Genomic DNA, 14,281 nt, shown 5'->3' with positions numbered 1-14,281 from the left:
CAGTAATCTTCGGCGCTCGCGTGCATGCCCCTGACAGATCCCGCGCCCGCGACGGCAGAACCGTTGCTCCGGATGCGGCGGCGCGCTTAGATGCTCGGAAACGAGCGGGCCGATTTGGCGCTCAGCCGGAACGAGGGGGAACTCCAGCATGCCGATTTACCGCGCCCCGGTCGACGACACCCTGTTCCTGCTCAACGATGTCTTGGGCTTCCATGCCCGGGACAATCTCGCCGGATTCGCCGACGCCTCGCCGGACGTGGTCGAGGCGGTTTTGCGCGAGGGCGCCAAGCTCGCCGAGGAGGTCCTCGCCCCGGTGAACCGGGCCGGCGATCTCGAAGGCTGCCGCCGCGAGCCCGACGGCAGCGTGCGCACGCCCACCGGCTTCAAGGCCGCCTACGACGCCTACGCCAAGGGCGGCTGGATGGGCCTGTCGGTCCCGGAGGAATTCGGCGGCCAGGGCCTGCCTCACACCGTCAACACCGCGATGCAGGAATTCGCCTCCGGGGCGAACCTCGCGCTGGGGATGTATCCGGGTCTGACCCAGGGCGCGATGGCGGCGCTCCTCGTCCACGGGACGGACGAGCAGAAGGCGCTGTATCTCCCGAAGATGGTCGAGGGCGCCTGGACCGGCACCATGAACCTGACCGAGCCGCATTGCGGCACGGATCTCGGGCTCCTGAAGACCAAGGCGGCGCCGAACGGCGACGGCTCCTACAGCCTCACCGGCACCAAGATCTTCATCTCGGCCGGCGAGCACGACCTCGCCGAGAACATCGTCCACCTGGTCATCGCCCGGATCGAGGGCGCGCCGGCCGGGACCAAGGGCATCTCGCTGTTCGTGGTGCCGAAGTTCCTGGTGAACCCGGACGGCTCGCTGGGCGCCCGCAACGGCGTGTCCTGCGGCTCCCTGGAGCACAAGATGGGCATCCACGGGAACAGCACCTGCGTGATGAACTACGACGGCGCCACGGGCTGGCTGGTCGGCCAGGAGAATCGCGGCCTCAACGCCATGTTCGTGATGATGAACGAGGCGCGGCTGGCGGTCGGCGTCCAGGGGCTCGGCCAGTCCGAGGTCGCCTACCAGAACGCGGTGGCCTACGCGAAGGAGCGGCTCCAGGGCCGGGCGCTGACCGGCGCCAAGGCGCCCGACAAGGCGGCCGACCCGATCCTGGTCCACCCGGATGTCCGCCGCACGCTGATGCAGATCCGCGCCTTCAACGAGGCCGCCCGCGCCCTGATGCTGTGGACGGCCCTGCAGGCCGACATCCTGCACCGGTCCGAGGATGCCAAGGAGCGCCAGACCGCCGACGACCATCTCGGCCTGCTCACTCCCGTGGTGAAGGGCGTGCTCACCGACCGTGGTTTCGCCAACGCGGTGGACGCGCAGCAGCTGTTCGGCGGCCACGGCTATATCGAGGAGTGGGGCATGTCGCAGTTCGTGCGCGATGCCCGCATCGCCATGATCTACGAGGGCGCCAACGGCATCCAGGCCATGGACCTGATCGGCCGCAAGCTGCCCAAGGACGGCGGCCGGGCGATGATGACCTTCCTGGGCGAAGTCCAGACCTTCCTGAAGGACCACGGCGAGGATCCCGCGATGGCCCCGTTCACCCAGCCGCTCCAGGCCGGGCTGAACGACCTCCAGGGCGCCGTCATGTGGCTGATGCAGAACGCCTTCTCGAAGCCCGACAATGCCGGCGCGGGCGCCACCGACTTCATGCACCTCTTCGGCCTGGTGGCGCTGGGCTACATGTGGGCGCGGATCGCCAAGGCGGCGCTCGCCAAGCAGGCGGAGGACGCCGCGCCCCGCTGGGCGGCCAAGCTCACCACCGGCCGGTTCTTCATGGAGCGGATGCTGCCGGAGACCGCATTGCGCCTGGTCCGGATCAAGGCCGGGTCGGAGACCACGATGGCGCTGGCGGACGAGGTTTTTTAGGCGCGCGCCGAAGGCCGGTTCAAAGACCGGCTTTCATGCGAAGCCAAACTCCACAGACGATCGCGAACGTCGCGTTTTCGCAAGTTCTTGCGACGAAGCGACCACTTCGCGACCGTCCTTCAGGACGCCGTTGTGGCAACGCGACGGCGTCAAAGGCCGAGTTCAGCAAGTGAGCCGAGACGAACCAGCGGGAGCGCCTGCGCATCCGGCAAGCGATAGATCAGCACGAGATCCGGTTTGATGTGGCAATCGCGATGATCGCGCCAATTGCCGACCAAAGCGTGATCGCGATGACGGGCGTCCAGCGGCTGATCGACCATCAAAGCATCAATTACGGGCGACAGATCTGCAACCAGCGTTGCGCGGTAACGCCCCTTCGTCTCTCGCTTGTAGTCCCGCTTGAATTGAACGGTGCGTTCAACCGTCCGCATCGAGGTCGGCCATCAATGCGGCCACGCTGTCGAACCGAACCAGGCCGCCCCGCCGCGCTTCCTCCATGGCGGCAAGGGTCGTCTGGTTCGGAATGAGCGGCTCGAAGGGCAGAGCCCTGTCGCGCGCGACACGGACCAGCATCAGCCGGACGGCATCGGACACCGTCAGGCCTATCGTAGCCAGGACCGCAGCTGACTCTTCCTCCGTGGCTGAGTCGATACTGGCCTGGATCAGCGTGTCAGCCATGGGGTCGACCTCCTGCCCGCATCACACCGTGATGCCGCGGACGATCCGGCGCCATGATACCTCGACGTGTCTCTGGCCGCTCTCAAGCCCCCAGTGCACCATCCAGATCCTCGATCAGATCCGCCGGATCCTCCAGGCCGATCGACAGCCGCACCACCTCCGGCCCCGCCCCGGCGGCGGTCTTCTGCGCGTCGGTGAGCTGGCGGTGCGTGGTCGAGGCCGGGTGGATCACCAGGGAGCGGGTGTCGCCGATATTGGCCAGGTGCGAGAACAGTTGCAGGTTCGAGACGAGCTTCACCCCGGCCTCGTAGCCGCCCTTCAGACCGAAGGTGAAGACCGCGCCGGCGCCGTTGGGCGTGTAGCGCTTGGCGAGCGCGTGGTAGCGGTCGGTCTCCAGGCCCGGGTAGCTGACCCAGGAGACGGCCTCGTGCTGCACGAGGTGCTTGGCCACCACCAGGGCGTTGTCGGAATGCCGCTGCATCCGCAACGGCAGGGTCTCGATGCCGTTCAGGATCAGGAAGGCGTTGAACGGCGACAAAGCCGGGCCGAGGTCGCGCAGGCCGAGCACGCGGCACGCGATGGCGAAGCCGAAATTGCCGAAGGTCTCGGCGAGCACCATGCCGGAATATTCCGGCCGGGGCTGGCTCATCATCGGGTAGCGGGCGTCCCCCGCCCACTGGAACGAGCCGCCGTCGACGATCAGGCCCCCGATCGAATTACCGTGGCCGCCCAGGAACTTGGTGGCCGAGTGGACGACGATGTCGGCCCCGTGCTCGAACGGGCGGATCAGGTACGGCGTCGCCATGGTGTTGTCGACGACCAGCGGGATGTTGTGCTTCTTCGCGACGTCCGAGAGCGCCTTGATGTCGGTGATGACCCCGCCCGGGTTGGCGATCGACTCACAAAAGATCGCCTTGGTGCGCGGCGTGATCGCCGCCTCGAACGAGGCCGGGTCGTCGTTGTCGGCCCAGGCCACGGACCAGCCGAAGTTCTTGTACGAGTGATTGAACTGGTTGATCGAGCCGCCATACAGCTTGTTCGAGGCGACGAACTCGTCTCCCGGCTGCATCAGCGCGTGCATGGTGAGGAACTCGGCGGCGTGGCCCGAGGCCACGGCGAGCGCGGCGGTACCGCCCTCCAGCGCCGCGATGCGCTCTTCCAGCACGGCGTTCGTCGGGTTGGTGATCCGGGTGTAGATGTTGCCGAAGGCCTGCAGCCCGAACAGCGAGGCCGCGTGATCGACGTCGTCGAACACGAAGCTCGTGGTCTGGTAGATCGGCGTGGCCCGCGCGCCCGTGCTCGCGTCGGGGGCGGCGCCCGCATGGATCGCCAACGTGTTGAAGCCGGGCAGGCGGTCGGTCATCGTCAGGTCTCCTCGCACCGTCTCGCCTGTATGCCCGCGCGGGCGCGGGGCGCAAGGTTCGACGGAGGCCCGGCGGTCGATGCCGCCCGGCCTCTCACGTTTCTAGGCCTCGTGCGCGGCGCCGATATCGACATGGGGCTGCCCGGCATCGACCAGGGCGCGGTCCACGGCCTCGATGGCCAGCAGGGTCCGGGTGAGGTCCTCGGCCATGGAGATCGGGGCGACGTCGATCCCGCCCAGTCGCTTGGCGATGGCGTTCCGCTGCCGCGCCAGGGCGCCGCGCGCGCGCTTCAGGTCTTCGACCTCGTCGAGGGTCATCCGCAATCCCTTTCTTGGCCCGGGCCGTTCAGTCGCCGGGCGTCCAGTCGATGGTCGGCCGCTGCGCCAGCATGCGGTCGAAGTAGTTGGCCACCGCCTGGGCTCCATCCGTGTGCATCATCGCGACGGGATGCGCGAGGTAGGCGCGGGCGAGATCCATCGGAATCTGGCCGGACTGGAGGGCTTTCAGCACCTCGTCGATGAACGCGTCGTTGGCGTCGTTGAAATCCCCCGACAGCTTCTTGCGGTCGTTGAGCGCCTTGATCGGCATGCGGTGTCCTCTGGTGCGAACGGTAATGGGCGACGAATGGGTGGGCCGGCGGGCGCGGACATCCTGAACGGCAGGGCGCGAGATGGGCGGCGTGCCTCGGCGCGCTGCCACCGGGTCGAACCCGCGTTGCGGTTAGGCCCGTGCGGGGCGCCGACGGGCCGATCCGACGATTGCGAGCGTGTGATTCCACACTTAAGTAATCACGCGGGCCGGTCGATCGGAGCGGATTTCCGGCGTGGAACGTTGATGATCCATGTCCATCGATCTGATACCCGCCCACAGCGTCGAAGTCATTCCCTGCGCGCGCGATCCGCGCTGCTACCGCTGGGTCATCCGGGCCGGTGGCGGCACCGTCGTGGAACGCTCGCCCTACGCGTTCGTCACGCAGAACGGCGCCCGGATCTCGGGAGAATGCTGGATCCGCGAGCACTTCGCCGACGGAGGGCGCGGCTGAGCGCGCCGCCGCGGACGATCCGCGGCATCGTCCGACACGCGACGGGTTTCCCATTCGCCAGAGGCCGCGATCGCGAAACCCAGTAGCGGCCGCGACCGCCGCATCGGCCGCAAATGCAAAAAACGCCCGGAGGCGTTTTGCGTAGATCTGGTTGGGAAGAAAAACTGGAGCGGGCGAAGGGATTCGAACCCTCGACCCCAACCTTGGCAAGGTTGTGCTCTACCCCTGAGCTACACCCGCTCACTAGTGCCTGGCCGCCTGGACTTTCGTGCCGGCGGCCCCCGGCGCGGCTCTCTAAACACCATTCCGCCGGGCGACGCAAGCGTCTCTTTTGCGGTTCTTGTCGATTCACCAATCCGGGTCGGAGGGGAGCCCGTCGCGGATCTCCCGCAGCCGGGCGGCGGTCGCCCGGGTCGTGCCCTCGGGGAGCGCGTCCACCGGGAAGAACCCGACGGCGGCGATCTCGCGGTCTGGGGCTTTGTCCCGCAGCACCGTGAAGACCGGCAGGACGAACACGGCCACATGGTCCCGGGGCGCCGCCCCGGCGTTCCGGTAGAGCCCGTGAAGGCGCAGCGGCGCCTCCGCGGCGATCTCCGCCTCCTCGCGGAACTCGCGCTCCATGGCGGCGACCGCCGTCTCGCCACGCTCGACGCCGCCGCCCGGCAGGTGCCAGCCGCTGACGTAGGTGTGCCGGACCAGGGCCACCCGCCCGTGCGGGTCGAGGGCGACGCCGCGCACGCCCAGCGTCATGCCCCGGGACGCGAGCGCCCCGAGGTGGAACAGGCGCCGCAGGAACGGCCGGTCGAGGAGCATGGTGCGCGCCGTCACACGACGTCGAGGGTCATCTCACCCAGGCCTGCGATCGCCGCGACCATGCGCTCGCCGCGCCGGACCGGGCCGACGCCGGACGGCGTGCCGGTGAAGATCAGGTCGCCCGGCTGCAGGGTGAAGTAGCGCGACAGGTAGGCGACCTGCTCGGCGACCGACCAGATCATGTCGGCGAGGTCGCCCGTCTGGCGGATGGCGCCGTCGACGGAGAGCGTGATCGCGCCCCTGGCCGGATGGCCGATCGCCGAGGCCGGAAACAGCGGGCCGATCGGGCCGGAGCCGTCGGCCGCCTTGCCGAGATCCCAGGGCCGCGACAGCTTCTTGGCCTCGTCCTGGAGGTCGCGCCGGGTCATGTCGAGGCCGATCGCATAGCCGTAGACCTGGTCGAGGGCGGTCTCGGTCGGGATGTCGCTGCCGCCCCCGGAAAGCGCGGCTACGAGCTCCACCTCGAAATGGTAGTTCTGCGTCTGGGGCGGATAGGTGTGCGGCGTCGGCTCGGCACCGACGATCTGCAGGGCGTCGGCCGGCTTCATGAAGAAGAACGGCGGCTCCCGATCCGGGTCGGCGCCCATCTCGCGGGCATGGGCGGCGTAGTTGCGGCCGACGCAGTAGACGCGGCGCACGGGGAACAGGTCGCTGCTGCCGGCGATCGGCAGGGCGATCCGGGGGGGATTCTGGATAACGGAGAGCATCGCGGCCTCTAAGGTGGAGCGTGCTGAAAACCGGGCGCACGTGCCCCGGGCGTGCAGGAGCGTTGTAAGGCCTGCCGGGGCCCGCGCCATCCCGGCGCTTGCAACCGGCGCCGGCTGGCCTACAAAATTTCAGTGATGACGCCCCCTCCCCTTCCCCACGATACGCTGCTCAGCGCCCTGCGCGACGGGATCGGCGCGCGCCACGTGCTGACCGAGCCCGAGGACCTCGCGCCCTACCTGGTCGAGAGCCGCAAGCTCTTCACGGGCTCGGCGCTGGCCGTGCTGCGGCCGGGTAGCACCGAGGAGGTTGCGTTCGCGGTCCGCGCCTGCACCCAGGCGGGCCTCGCCGTAGTGCCGCTGGGCGGGAACACCGGGCTGACCGGAGGCGGCGTCCCGCAGGGTGGCGTGGTCCTGTCCCTGGAACGGATGGCGCGCCTGCGCGCGGTCGATCCGGTCGATGCCACGATCACGGTCGAGGCCGGGATGATCCTCTCGGAGGTGCAGGACGCCGCCGAGCGGGCCGGCCTGCTGTTCCCGCTCTCCTACGCGTCCCGGGGCTCCGCCCGGATCGGCGGCGGCATCGCCACCAATGCCGGCGGCATCGCCGTGCTGGCCTACGGCAACGCCCGGGACCTCGTCCTCGGGCTCGAGGTCGTGCTGGCCGACGGGCGGGTGTGGAACGGGCTGCGGGCGCTCCGGAAGGACAATGCCGGGTACGACCTGAAGCAGCTGTTCATCGGGTCCGAGGGCACGCTGGGCATCGTCACCGCGGCGGTGCTGAAGCTGTTTCCGCGGCCCCGCTCCACCAGCGTCGCCTTCGTCGGCCTGGACTCGCCCCGCGCCGCCCTCGACCTGTTCGTCTTCCTGCGCACGCGGATGGACCGCGACCTCACGGCCTTCGAGTACCTGCCGCCCTTCGCCCTGGAGATCGTCCTGCGGCACGTCCCGGGCACGGTCCGGCCGCTCGCGGGCGAATACGGCGCCTACGCGCTGATCGAGGTGTCGTCCGCGCGGCCCGACGCCGACACGCGCGCCGAACTCGAGGCCGCCCTCGGCGAGGCCCTGGACTCCGGATCGATCGCCGACGCGACCATCGGGGCGAGCGGCGCCCAGAACGCCGCGCTCTGGGCCCTGCGCGAGGGCGTGCCGGAGGCGCAGACCCGGGAGGGCGCCTCGATCAAGCACGACGTCTCGGTGCCGCTCTCCAAGCTGCCGGACTTCCTGGAGCGGGCGAGCGCGGCCTGCAGCGCGGCGATGCCGGGCCTGCGCCCCTGCGGCTTCGGCCATTTCGGCGACGGCAACATCCACTTCAACCTGACGCAGCCGGCCGGGCTGGACCGCGCCGCGTTCCTGGCGGAATGGGGCCGGTTCAACCGCATCGTCCACGACATCGTGCACGAACTCGGCGGCTCGATCGCGGCCGAGCACGGCGTCGGCCTGATCAAGCGCGACGAGCTGGCGCATTACGCCGACCCGGTCGGCCTCGACCTGATGCGGCGGATCAAGGCGGCGCTCGATCCCGAGGATCGGATGAACCCTGGAAAGGTGATCCCGATCCCCGGCGGCGCACCGCCGGTCACGCCCTAGCCGCGCGCCTGCGCGTAGAGCGCCTCGCAGCGGTCGAGCCAGAGGTCGCGGGTGAATAGGCGCGCGACGCGGGCCTGCGGGACCGGGCGCGGGATCGCCAGCGCCGCGCCGATCGCACCGGCCAAGGCGGCCTCGTCCCCGGCGGCCACGAGGCATCCGGCCTCGCCGACGACTTCCCGGGCCGCGCCCATCGCGAAGCCGGCCACCGGCAGGCCGCAGGCCATCGCCTCGATCGCCACCAGGCCGAACGGCTCGTCCCAGCACGGGGTGAACAGGAAGACCGAGGCGCGGCCGATCTCGGCGGCCAGCGCCGAGCCGTCGAGATGGCCGCCGTAGCGGATCGGGCCGCCGAGCTGCGGGGCGATCCGGTCCGCCCAGTAATTCGGCTCCTCGATCGGGCCGTACAGGGTCAGCGGGATACCGGCGCGCCGGGCCGCCGCGATCGCGTGGTGGGCGCCCTTGATCGCAGCCAGCCGCCCGGACCAGACGGCGCTGCCGTCGCCGCGCTCCCGGAACGGCCAGGCCGCGGGGTCGACGCCGTTGTGCAGCACCGACACCTCCGGCGGCGCGCCCTCCGGCCACCAGGTGTGGAGCTGCGCCCGCGAGGTCACGGTGATCCGGTGACCCGGGCCGGGGCTGTCGTGCACGAACCCGCGCAGGGCGTCGTAGGGCGGCACGTGCAGGGAGGTGACGGTGGGGACCCGCGCGGTCCGCCGACCCTCCAGGGGCAGGCGGCTCAGGCTGTTGTTGTGCAGCACGTCGAACCCGCCCGCCGCGATCCGGTCGCAGGCGGCGGCGTAGCCGGCATCGACATGGGCCCGCAGCCCCGGATCGCCGCGATGCTCGAGCCCCGGGAAGACGCGCTCGTGGTGCATCGGCACAACGGCGTCGATCGCGAAGCGCGGATCGCTGTCGCCGGAGGCGAACAGCACAACGTCGTGGCCGCGGGCCGCCAGCCCCTCGGCGAGATGCCAGCTATGGGCCTCCATGCCCCCCGTGAAGGGCGGCGCGACCGGGTGGCGGATATGGGCGAGGAGCGCGATCCTCACGCGGTCGCCGCCGCGCCGACCCGGGATTCCAGATACCGGATGACGGATGCGGAGTTGGTGTAGGGCTGGTGGCTCTGCTGCCCGGTCAGGGCGAGGTCGTCGGCGTCGGGCCGGCGCAGGATCCGGATCGGCCGGTCGGGCGTGTCGTCGATCAGGCCCATGACCCGGAATGCGTAGAGCCAGTGGCCCATGGTCCGGTAGCCCCACTTGGCCTCGAACAGCTCGGCGTTGCGCACGACGCTGTCGAGGTGGTGGATCGGCGGCATGTGGTGCGGGTGGTACTGGTGATAGGCCAGGGCGCCCTTGATCCAGGCGATCGGGGTGCCGCTCTGGTCGAGGATCTTGCCGAAGTCGGTGTCCTCGCCGCCATAGCCGGCGTAGCGCTCGTCGAAGCCGCCCAGCGCCAGGAAGGTGGCCCGCCGGATCGCGAAGTTGAGCGACCAGAAGCAGCGGTAGTCGTTGCAGAGCTCGATGCCGGAGGCCGGCGGGCCGCGGCGGTCGGAATGCCGCTCAGCGCTGGCGGCCAGGTCGGCGTAGCGCCAGGCGCCGGCGGTGGCGCGCTCGGGCAGGTGCAGGACCTCACCCATCAGCAGGCCGTCGAGTTCGGCGAGCCCACGCGCGTAATCGGCCACGAGGTCGGGGGCCGGGATGCAGTCGACGTCCAGGAAGACGATGCCGTCGCCGGTGGCCGCGTCCACGCCCCGGTTGCGCGCGGCCGCTAGCGGCAGCTCACGGCCGGTAACCCGGATCTGGCGCACTGGAAACGCCGTCTCGGGCAGGTCGTAGGGCTCATCCTGCATCACCGCGACGATGAACTCGGCGGGGGCCTGCGTCTGGCGCTCCAGGCCGCGCAGCACGTTGCGCAGATGCGCCGCCCGGCCCTTGGCCAGGGTCACGACGGAAACGGTGGACATGCGGCGGTCGGGCTCCGAGTGGTGGGGAATGGGGGTGTAGGCGGGCGATCAGCCGTTCGCGACGGCGCGAAGCGGACCCGGTACTTCGGCGCCCTGCCAGAGGTCGTCGGTCAGCCCTTCGAGCCAGCCGGCGGCGCGGAATGCGGCGTCCGGGGCGAAGAGTCCGTGCAGCACGGAGCCGTCGAGGGCGCGCGCGCGGGCCAGGAGGTCGCGCCAGCCCTGGAGGTCGCCGGGCCAAGCCGGGGCCTGGACGGCGGCCCCGAGCCGGACCAGAGCCTCGGCCTTGCGGGTCTGCTCCGCGAAGTAGCGCCACTCCGGCATCACGATCAGTCGGCCGCCGACCCGGGCGACCTCGTGGACCGTGTTGTCGCCCGCGGACGCGATGACGATGTCGGCGGCCGCGAGATAGTCGGTGACGGAGGGCACCCAGCCCAGCTCGCGCAGGTTGGCGAAATCGGTCTCGTGGCCCTCCCGGTGGGTCGGCCCGAGGGTCAGCCACAGGGCGTCTGGCTCGGCCCGCGCCGCCACGGTGAGCGGCGCGTAAGGCGTGCCGCTGCCGCCGCCGCCGGTCACGGCGACGACGATCTCGCGCTGCGGATCGAGGCCGAGCTTCGCCCGCGCCTCGGCCCGGTCGGGGACCCGGTCGAGGCTGGTGCAGAGGCCGCCGCTGTAGAAGGTCTTTGTGCGCAGCGACGCCGGATAGTCGGCCTGCTCCAGCCGCGCGTCGAACGGCGCCAGCATCCCGACGCAGGCCTCGTAGGCGCCGACATGGCCGATATCGGAGCGGTCGCCGTGCATCCGGATCTGCACCGCCGGCACGCTGGCGATCCGGGCGAGCAGCGCGATCTCGGCCGAGACGTCGACCACGAACAGGCCGACCGCGCGGTCGTCCAGATGGTCGAGGATGGCCCGCATGGTCCGGCGCATCGGGGCGAGCCCCAGGGGCACGCAATGCATCACCTGCGGGGTCGGCTCGGCGTAGAGGCGCGCGGTCGGCACGGCGGCGCCGATCATGTCCGGCAGGGCCACGATCTCGATGTCGCGCGAAAAACCGTCGAACAGGTGCGGGCCGGCGGTCAACACCGAGACCGGCCGGTCGCGGGCGAACTCGGCGGCGACCGCCATGGTGCGGTTGGCGTGGCCCCGGCCCTGGTGATGGACGAAGAACGCGATCGGCTTCTTCATGGTCTGCTTCACGAGAACAGGGCGCCGGGCCGAAGGGAGGCGGCGACCTCCGGTACGGTGGGCATGCGGATCAGGCGGATCGCCGGGGCGGCCTCGTCCCAGTCGATCAGCCCGGCGGCGCGGAACTGGCCGAGCCAGTAGGTCATGCACCAGCGCCCATGGCGGGCGCGGAAGCGCGCCGCGTTGGCCAGGATCGGCGCGAAATGCTGCAGCGGCGGCACGTGGACCGGGTGGTGCTGGTGGTAGGCCCGGGCCCCCGCGACCCAGTCGGTCGGCAGCCCGGTGGCGGCGAGGCGGGCGGCGAAATCGGTCTCTTCGCCGCCGTAGCCGCAGAAACCCTCGTCCATGCCGCCGACCGCACGCCAGGCCTGGGCCGGCAGGGCGAAGGACAGCCCCCAGAGCTGGCCGGGATCGGGCTCCCGGCGCAGCCCCGTCTCCGGCACCGGCGGCCGTGCCGGGTGGGGGCGGCCGAGGCTGTCGAGGGCTGCGTCGTCGAGATCGGACGCGTCCAGCGCCGGCCCGGCTTCCGGCGGCAGGTACAGAACCTCGCCGAGGAGCAGCCCCCCGGCGCCGGAGGCGGCCGCCGCGTAGGCGCCGACCAGGCCGGAGGCCGGGATGCAATCCACGTCGAGGAAGACCAGCAGGTCGCCGGCGGCGGCCTCGGCGGCGCGGTTGCGCGCGGCGGCGAGCGGCATCGGCTCGCCCGGCACGTGGAGATGGCGCACCGAGCAGCCGGGATCGGGCAGGAAGGGCGCCGGCTCGGGCTGCATCCAGGCGATCACCAGTTCGCGCGGGGGCACCGTCTGCCGGGCGAGGCCGCGCATCAGGTTGCGCAGGCATCCGGCCCGGCCGCGGACCAGGGTGAGCACGCTCGGCGCGGGCGCCGATAAGCGCACCTCAGGTAGCCGAATGTCAGGAAGCATGGGCCAGCATCCGGCGGAAATGCGCCACGCCCTCGATGATGCCGCGGGCATGCGAGGCCCGGGCGACGTAGGAGTGCTGCAGCGCGGCGTTGCTGGCGAGGTCGTCGGAATAGTTCGCTACGATGATCGCCTGTACCCGGAGGCGCAGCATCTCGATGTCGTTGCCCGAATCCCCGGCCACGAACACCGCCCGCTCCGGCAGGCCGTAGAGCGCGCGGACATGGTCCACCGCGGTACCCTTCGAGGCCGCCGCCGGCAGGATATCGAGGTAGCGGTCGTGGCTGTGGATCACCCGGGCGTCGAGACCGGACTCGGCGAGATGCGCTCCGACCCGGCGGGCGGCGGCATCGTCTCCGAAATAGCTCAGCTTGTACGGCCGCTGCTCCAGGGGGCCCTGCGGCAAGAGCCCCGGGATGCCGACAAGTGCCGCGCGCAAAGCCTCCCGGTCCCAGTCCGCCGCGATGGTCTCGCGCCAGTCGGCGTCGGCCGTGTAGGTCACGCCGTTGGCGTCGAGGTGGTAGATCTCGGAGCCGACCGACGTGATCATCACCTGCGGCCGCGGGCTCGCCTGCTGCTCCAGGATCGCCATGGCGCTGTGGAACGAGCGGCCGGTGGCGACCCCGAAGGCCAGGCCCGCCTGCTGGCTGCGCCAATGCCTGAAGATGCCGAGCGCCGCCTCGCAGCCGACCAAGGTGTTGTCGATATCGCAGACCAGCATTTGCGCCGGCGTCCGCAGGGGCGGCTCGGGGGCGAGCAGGGCCCGCAGCAGGACATGGTAGCGCGCGGCGTGCCGGTCCCAATCGTAGGCTGCCGCGGCCCGGGCCCCACCCGCGACGTAGCGGGCGCGCAGGGCCGGATCGGACAGGATGCGCAGGCTGGCTTGCGCGATGGCCGTTGGGTCACGGGGATCGACCAGCAGGCCGTTGCCGCAGGTCTCCACGATGTCGTTGGGGCCGCCGCTGTCGGTGGCGACCAGCGGCAGGCCGGCGGCCGACGCCTCCAGCAGGGTCAGGCCGAACGGCTCGTTGAGCGCCGGGTTGACGAAGATGCCGCCGCGCGCCCGCGCATAGGCGTAGATCGCCGGGACATCGTCGGGCCTGTGCGTCTTGGGGTAGGCCACGCGGCCGTAGAGGTCGTAGCGGTCGATCAGCACCAGCAGGTCGCGCATGGTGGCGGCCATGTCGCCGTCGAGGGCGTCGATGTCGCCGCGGGTGCCGGCCACGATCACGAGGTTGGCCCGGGCCTGCAGCTCCGGGCTCTCGCCATAGGCCTCGACCAGGGCCGCCAGGTTCTTGCGCGCCACCGGCCGGGCCAGGGCCAGCAACGGCGGCTTGGTGGGATCGTCCAGGAAGCGGTCGATCAGGGCATCGACCCGCGAATGCGGCTCGGCGGCGGCGAAGCGCGCCAGGTCGCTGCCCGGCGGCACGACGCGGACGCGGCCGGGATTGTAGGATTCGTAGCCGGCATACTGGACCTCGGCCTCGTCCCTGGAGGAGGCGATGACCAGGGTGGCCTGGGCGAGGGCCGCCTCCTCTGTAGCGATCCGGCGGGCGAGGTCGGGGGCGCCTGCTGCGTCTCCTCCCAGCATCGCTGCCTTGACCCGCCCGAGGGAGTGGGCGGTGAACACGAACGGGATCCCGAGCCGCGCCTCTACGATCGCCGCCACCGCGGCGGCGTCGGCATAGTGGGCGTGGATCACGTCGGGCGCGCGTTCCTGGGCGCCGATCCAGGCGACGAGGCTCTCGGCGAAGCTCGCGACCTCCTCGTGCATCGCCTCCTTGGACCGGTAGCCCGGAGCCGCGCTCGGGAGCCGCACCAGCTTGACCTTGTCGGAGATCCGCTCTTCGGGCACGGCGTAATCCGGGCCAAGCGATCCGTGGAAAAGGCGGGTCGCCACCACGATCTCGGCGACGCCGAAATCCTGCGCCGAGGCGGCGACGAGATCCAGCAGGTAGCGGATGTGGCCGCCGGTATCGGCGGTCAGGCCGTAGACGACATCGCGCCCGCGCAGGCAGCCCTGCAGGGCGACGTGCAGGACGAACATCAGACGTTTGCTGACGCTGTCGGCTGCTTTTGCGACCTT

At 70.9% G+C, this 14,281-nt stretch carries 15 protein-coding genes and 1 tRNA gene; 3 read left to right on the top strand and 13 right to left on the bottom strand.

The window, feature by feature from the left end; translation table 11 throughout:
* Window positions 1-148 precede the first annotated feature (148 nt).
* Window positions 149-1,936 (top strand): acyl-CoA dehydrogenase C-terminal domain-containing protein, encoded by a 1,788-nt coding sequence (locus MFF40_RS00900; protein ID WP_147855187.1) that lies wholly within the window; start codon window positions 149-151, stop codon window positions 1,934-1,936.
* Window positions 1,937-2,085: 149 nt separating this feature from the next.
* Here the strand turns inward: MFF40_RS00900 and MFF40_RS00895 are convergent, their stop codons facing one another.
* The 5 genes from MFF40_RS00895 to MFF40_RS00875 form a co-directional block, all read right to left on the bottom strand.
* Window positions 2,086-2,367 carry a type II toxin-antitoxin system YafQ family toxin gene (locus tag MFF40_RS00895; RefSeq protein ID WP_147855186.1) on the bottom strand — a complete coding sequence of 94 codons (282 nt, stop codon included), beginning with the start codon at window positions 2,365-2,367 and terminating at the stop codon, window positions 2,086-2,088.
* The gene (locus tag MFF40_RS00890; RefSeq protein WP_147855185.1) at window positions 2,354-2,614 is read right to left on the bottom strand and encodes a type II toxin-antitoxin system RelB/DinJ family antitoxin; all 261 of its coding nucleotides are present in this window, start codon (window positions 2,612-2,614) and stop codon (window positions 2,354-2,356) included. The genes MFF40_RS00895 and MFF40_RS00890 overlap by 14 nt, the downstream gene beginning before the upstream one ends.
* An 82-nt stretch (window positions 2,615-2,696) precedes the next feature.
* The gene (locus MFF40_RS00885; protein ID WP_147855184.1) at window positions 2,697-3,977 is read right to left on the bottom strand and encodes an O-acetylhomoserine aminocarboxypropyltransferase; all 1,281 of its coding nucleotides are present in this window, start codon (window positions 3,975-3,977) and stop codon (window positions 2,697-2,699) included.
* Between the two features lie 102 nt (window positions 3,978-4,079).
* Window positions 4,080-4,295, bottom strand: coding sequence for a hypothetical protein (locus MFF40_RS00880; protein ID WP_147855183.1), 216 nt, complete (start codon window positions 4,293-4,295; stop codon window positions 4,080-4,082).
* 28 nt (window positions 4,296-4,323) lie between these two features.
* Window positions 4,324-4,566, bottom strand: a complete 243-nt coding sequence (locus tag MFF40_RS00875; protein WP_147855182.1) for a hypothetical protein — start codon at window positions 4,564-4,566, stop codon at window positions 4,324-4,326.
* A 253-nt stretch (window positions 4,567-4,819) separates the two neighbouring features.
* Here MFF40_RS00875 and MFF40_RS00870 point away from each other — a divergent pair, with 253 nt between their 5' ends.
* Window positions 4,820-5,020, top strand: a complete 201-nt coding sequence (locus tag MFF40_RS00870) for a hypothetical protein (RefSeq protein ID WP_147855181.1) — start codon at window positions 4,820-4,822, stop codon at window positions 5,018-5,020.
* Between the two features lie 165 nt (window positions 5,021-5,185).
* Here MFF40_RS00870 and MFF40_RS00865 read toward each other — a convergent pair.
* The 3 genes from MFF40_RS00865 to MFF40_RS00855 form a co-directional block, all read right to left on the bottom strand.
* Window positions 5,186-5,260, bottom strand: a tRNA-Gly gene (locus MFF40_RS00865).
* Between the two features lie 108 nt (window positions 5,261-5,368).
* Entirely contained in the window at window positions 5,369-5,833 is a 465-nt protein-coding gene (locus tag MFF40_RS00860; protein ID WP_147896825.1) for an NUDIX domain-containing protein, read from the bottom strand.
* Between the two features lie 11 nt (window positions 5,834-5,844).
* On the bottom strand, window positions 5,845-6,540 hold the full coding sequence (locus MFF40_RS00855; protein ID WP_147855180.1) for a fumarylacetoacetate hydrolase family protein: 696 nt from the start codon (window positions 6,538-6,540) through the stop codon (window positions 5,845-5,847).
* Between the two features lie 135 nt (window positions 6,541-6,675).
* On the opposite strand from MFF40_RS00855, the gene MFF40_RS00850 reads away from it, so the two are divergent.
* On the top strand, window positions 6,676-8,127 hold the full coding sequence (locus tag MFF40_RS00850) for an FAD-binding oxidoreductase (protein ID WP_147855179.1): 1,452 nt from the start codon (window positions 6,676-6,678) through the stop codon (window positions 8,125-8,127).
* Here the strand turns inward: MFF40_RS00850 and MFF40_RS00845 are convergent.
* The 5 genes from MFF40_RS00845 to MFF40_RS00825 are packed head-to-tail and all read right to left on the bottom strand — an operon-like array spanning window position 8,124 to window position 14,242.
* A complete protein-coding gene (locus tag MFF40_RS00845; RefSeq protein WP_147896754.1) occupies window positions 8,124-9,176 on the bottom strand; it encodes a glycosyltransferase in 1,053 nt (350 codons plus the stop codon). The genes MFF40_RS00850 and MFF40_RS00845 overlap by 4 nt on opposite strands.
* Window positions 9,173-10,090 (bottom strand): glycosyltransferase family 2 protein, encoded by a 918-nt coding sequence (locus MFF40_RS00840; protein ID WP_147896753.1) that lies wholly within the window; start codon window positions 10,088-10,090, stop codon window positions 9,173-9,175. Before MFF40_RS00840 ends, MFF40_RS00845 begins: the two co-directional genes overlap by 4 nt.
* 48 nt (window positions 10,091-10,138) lie before the next feature.
* The gene (locus MFF40_RS00835; protein WP_147896752.1) at window positions 10,139-11,275 is read right to left on the bottom strand and encodes a glycosyltransferase; all 1,137 of its coding nucleotides are present in this window, start codon (window positions 11,273-11,275) and stop codon (window positions 10,139-10,141) included.
* 8 nt (window positions 11,276-11,283) lie between these two features.
* Complete coding sequence (locus MFF40_RS00830; RefSeq protein WP_187277697.1) at window positions 11,284-12,198, bottom strand: glycosyltransferase family 2 protein; 915 nt, start codon at window positions 12,196-12,198, stop codon at window positions 11,284-11,286.
* The gene (locus tag MFF40_RS00825; RefSeq protein WP_147854596.1) at window positions 12,188-14,242 is read right to left on the bottom strand and encodes an HAD-IIB family hydrolase; all 2,055 of its coding nucleotides are present in this window, start codon (window positions 14,240-14,242) and stop codon (window positions 12,188-12,190) included. The genes MFF40_RS00830 and MFF40_RS00825 overlap by 11 nt, the downstream gene beginning before the upstream one ends.
* Window positions 14,243-14,281: the final 39 nt, after the last annotated feature.

Source organism: Methylobacterium mesophilicum (assembly GCF_022179445.1).
GTDB classification, from domain to species: domain Bacteria; phylum Pseudomonadota; class Alphaproteobacteria; order Rhizobiales; family Beijerinckiaceae; genus Methylobacterium; species Methylobacterium mesophilicum.
This window is presented reverse-complemented; position numbering and strand designations above follow the sequence as displayed.

Bases quoted from the DNA above. Each gene is read 5' to 3' on its own strand.
- MFF40_RS00900 (WP_147855187.1), top strand. From the start codon at position 149: ATGCCGATTTACCGCGCCCCGGTCGACGACACCCTGTTCCTGCTCAAC.
- MFF40_RS00875 (WP_147855182.1), bottom strand. From the start codon at position 4,566: ATGCCGATCAAGGCGCTCAACGACCGCAAGAAGCTGTCGGGGGATTTC.
- MFF40_RS00835 (WP_147896752.1), bottom strand. From the start codon at position 11,275: ATGAAGAAGCCGATCGCGTTCTTCGTCCATCACCAGGGCCGGGGCCAC.
- MFF40_RS00840 (WP_147896753.1), bottom strand. From the start codon at position 10,090: ATGTCCACCGTTTCCGTCGTGACCCTGGCCAAGGGCCGGGCGGCGCAT.
- MFF40_RS00885 (WP_147855184.1), bottom strand. From the start codon at position 3,977: ATGACCGACCGCCTGCCCGGCTTCAACACGTTGGCGATCCATGCGGGC.
- MFF40_RS00850 (WP_147855179.1), top strand. From the start codon at position 6,676: ATGACGCCCCCTCCCCTTCCCCACGATACGCTGCTCAGCGCCCTGCGC.
- MFF40_RS00895 (WP_147855186.1), bottom strand. From the start codon at position 2,367: ATGCGGACGGTTGAACGCACCGTTCAATTCAAGCGGGACTACAAGCGA.
- MFF40_RS00860 (WP_147896825.1), bottom strand. From the start codon at position 5,833: ATGCTCCTCGACCGGCCGTTCCTGCGGCGCCTGTTCCACCTCGGGGCG.
- MFF40_RS00890 (WP_147855185.1), bottom strand. From the start codon at position 2,614: ATGGCTGACACGCTGATCCAGGCCAGTATCGACTCAGCCACGGAGGAA.
- MFF40_RS00855 (WP_147855180.1), bottom strand. From the start codon at position 6,540: ATGCTCTCCGTTATCCAGAATCCCCCCCGGATCGCCCTGCCGATCGCC.
- MFF40_RS00825 (WP_147854596.1), bottom strand. From the start codon at position 14,242: ATGTTCGTCCTGCACGTCGCCCTGCAGGGCTGCCTGCGCGGGCGCGAT.
- MFF40_RS00880 (WP_147855183.1), bottom strand. From the start codon at position 4,295: ATGACCCTCGACGAGGTCGAAGACCTGAAGCGCGCGCGCGGCGCCCTG.
- MFF40_RS00870 (WP_147855181.1), top strand. From the start codon at position 4,820: ATGTCCATCGATCTGATACCCGCCCACAGCGTCGAAGTCATTCCCTGC.
- MFF40_RS00830 (WP_187277697.1), bottom strand. From the start codon at position 12,198: ATGCTTCCTGACATTCGGCTACCTGAGGTGCGCTTATCGGCGCCCGCG.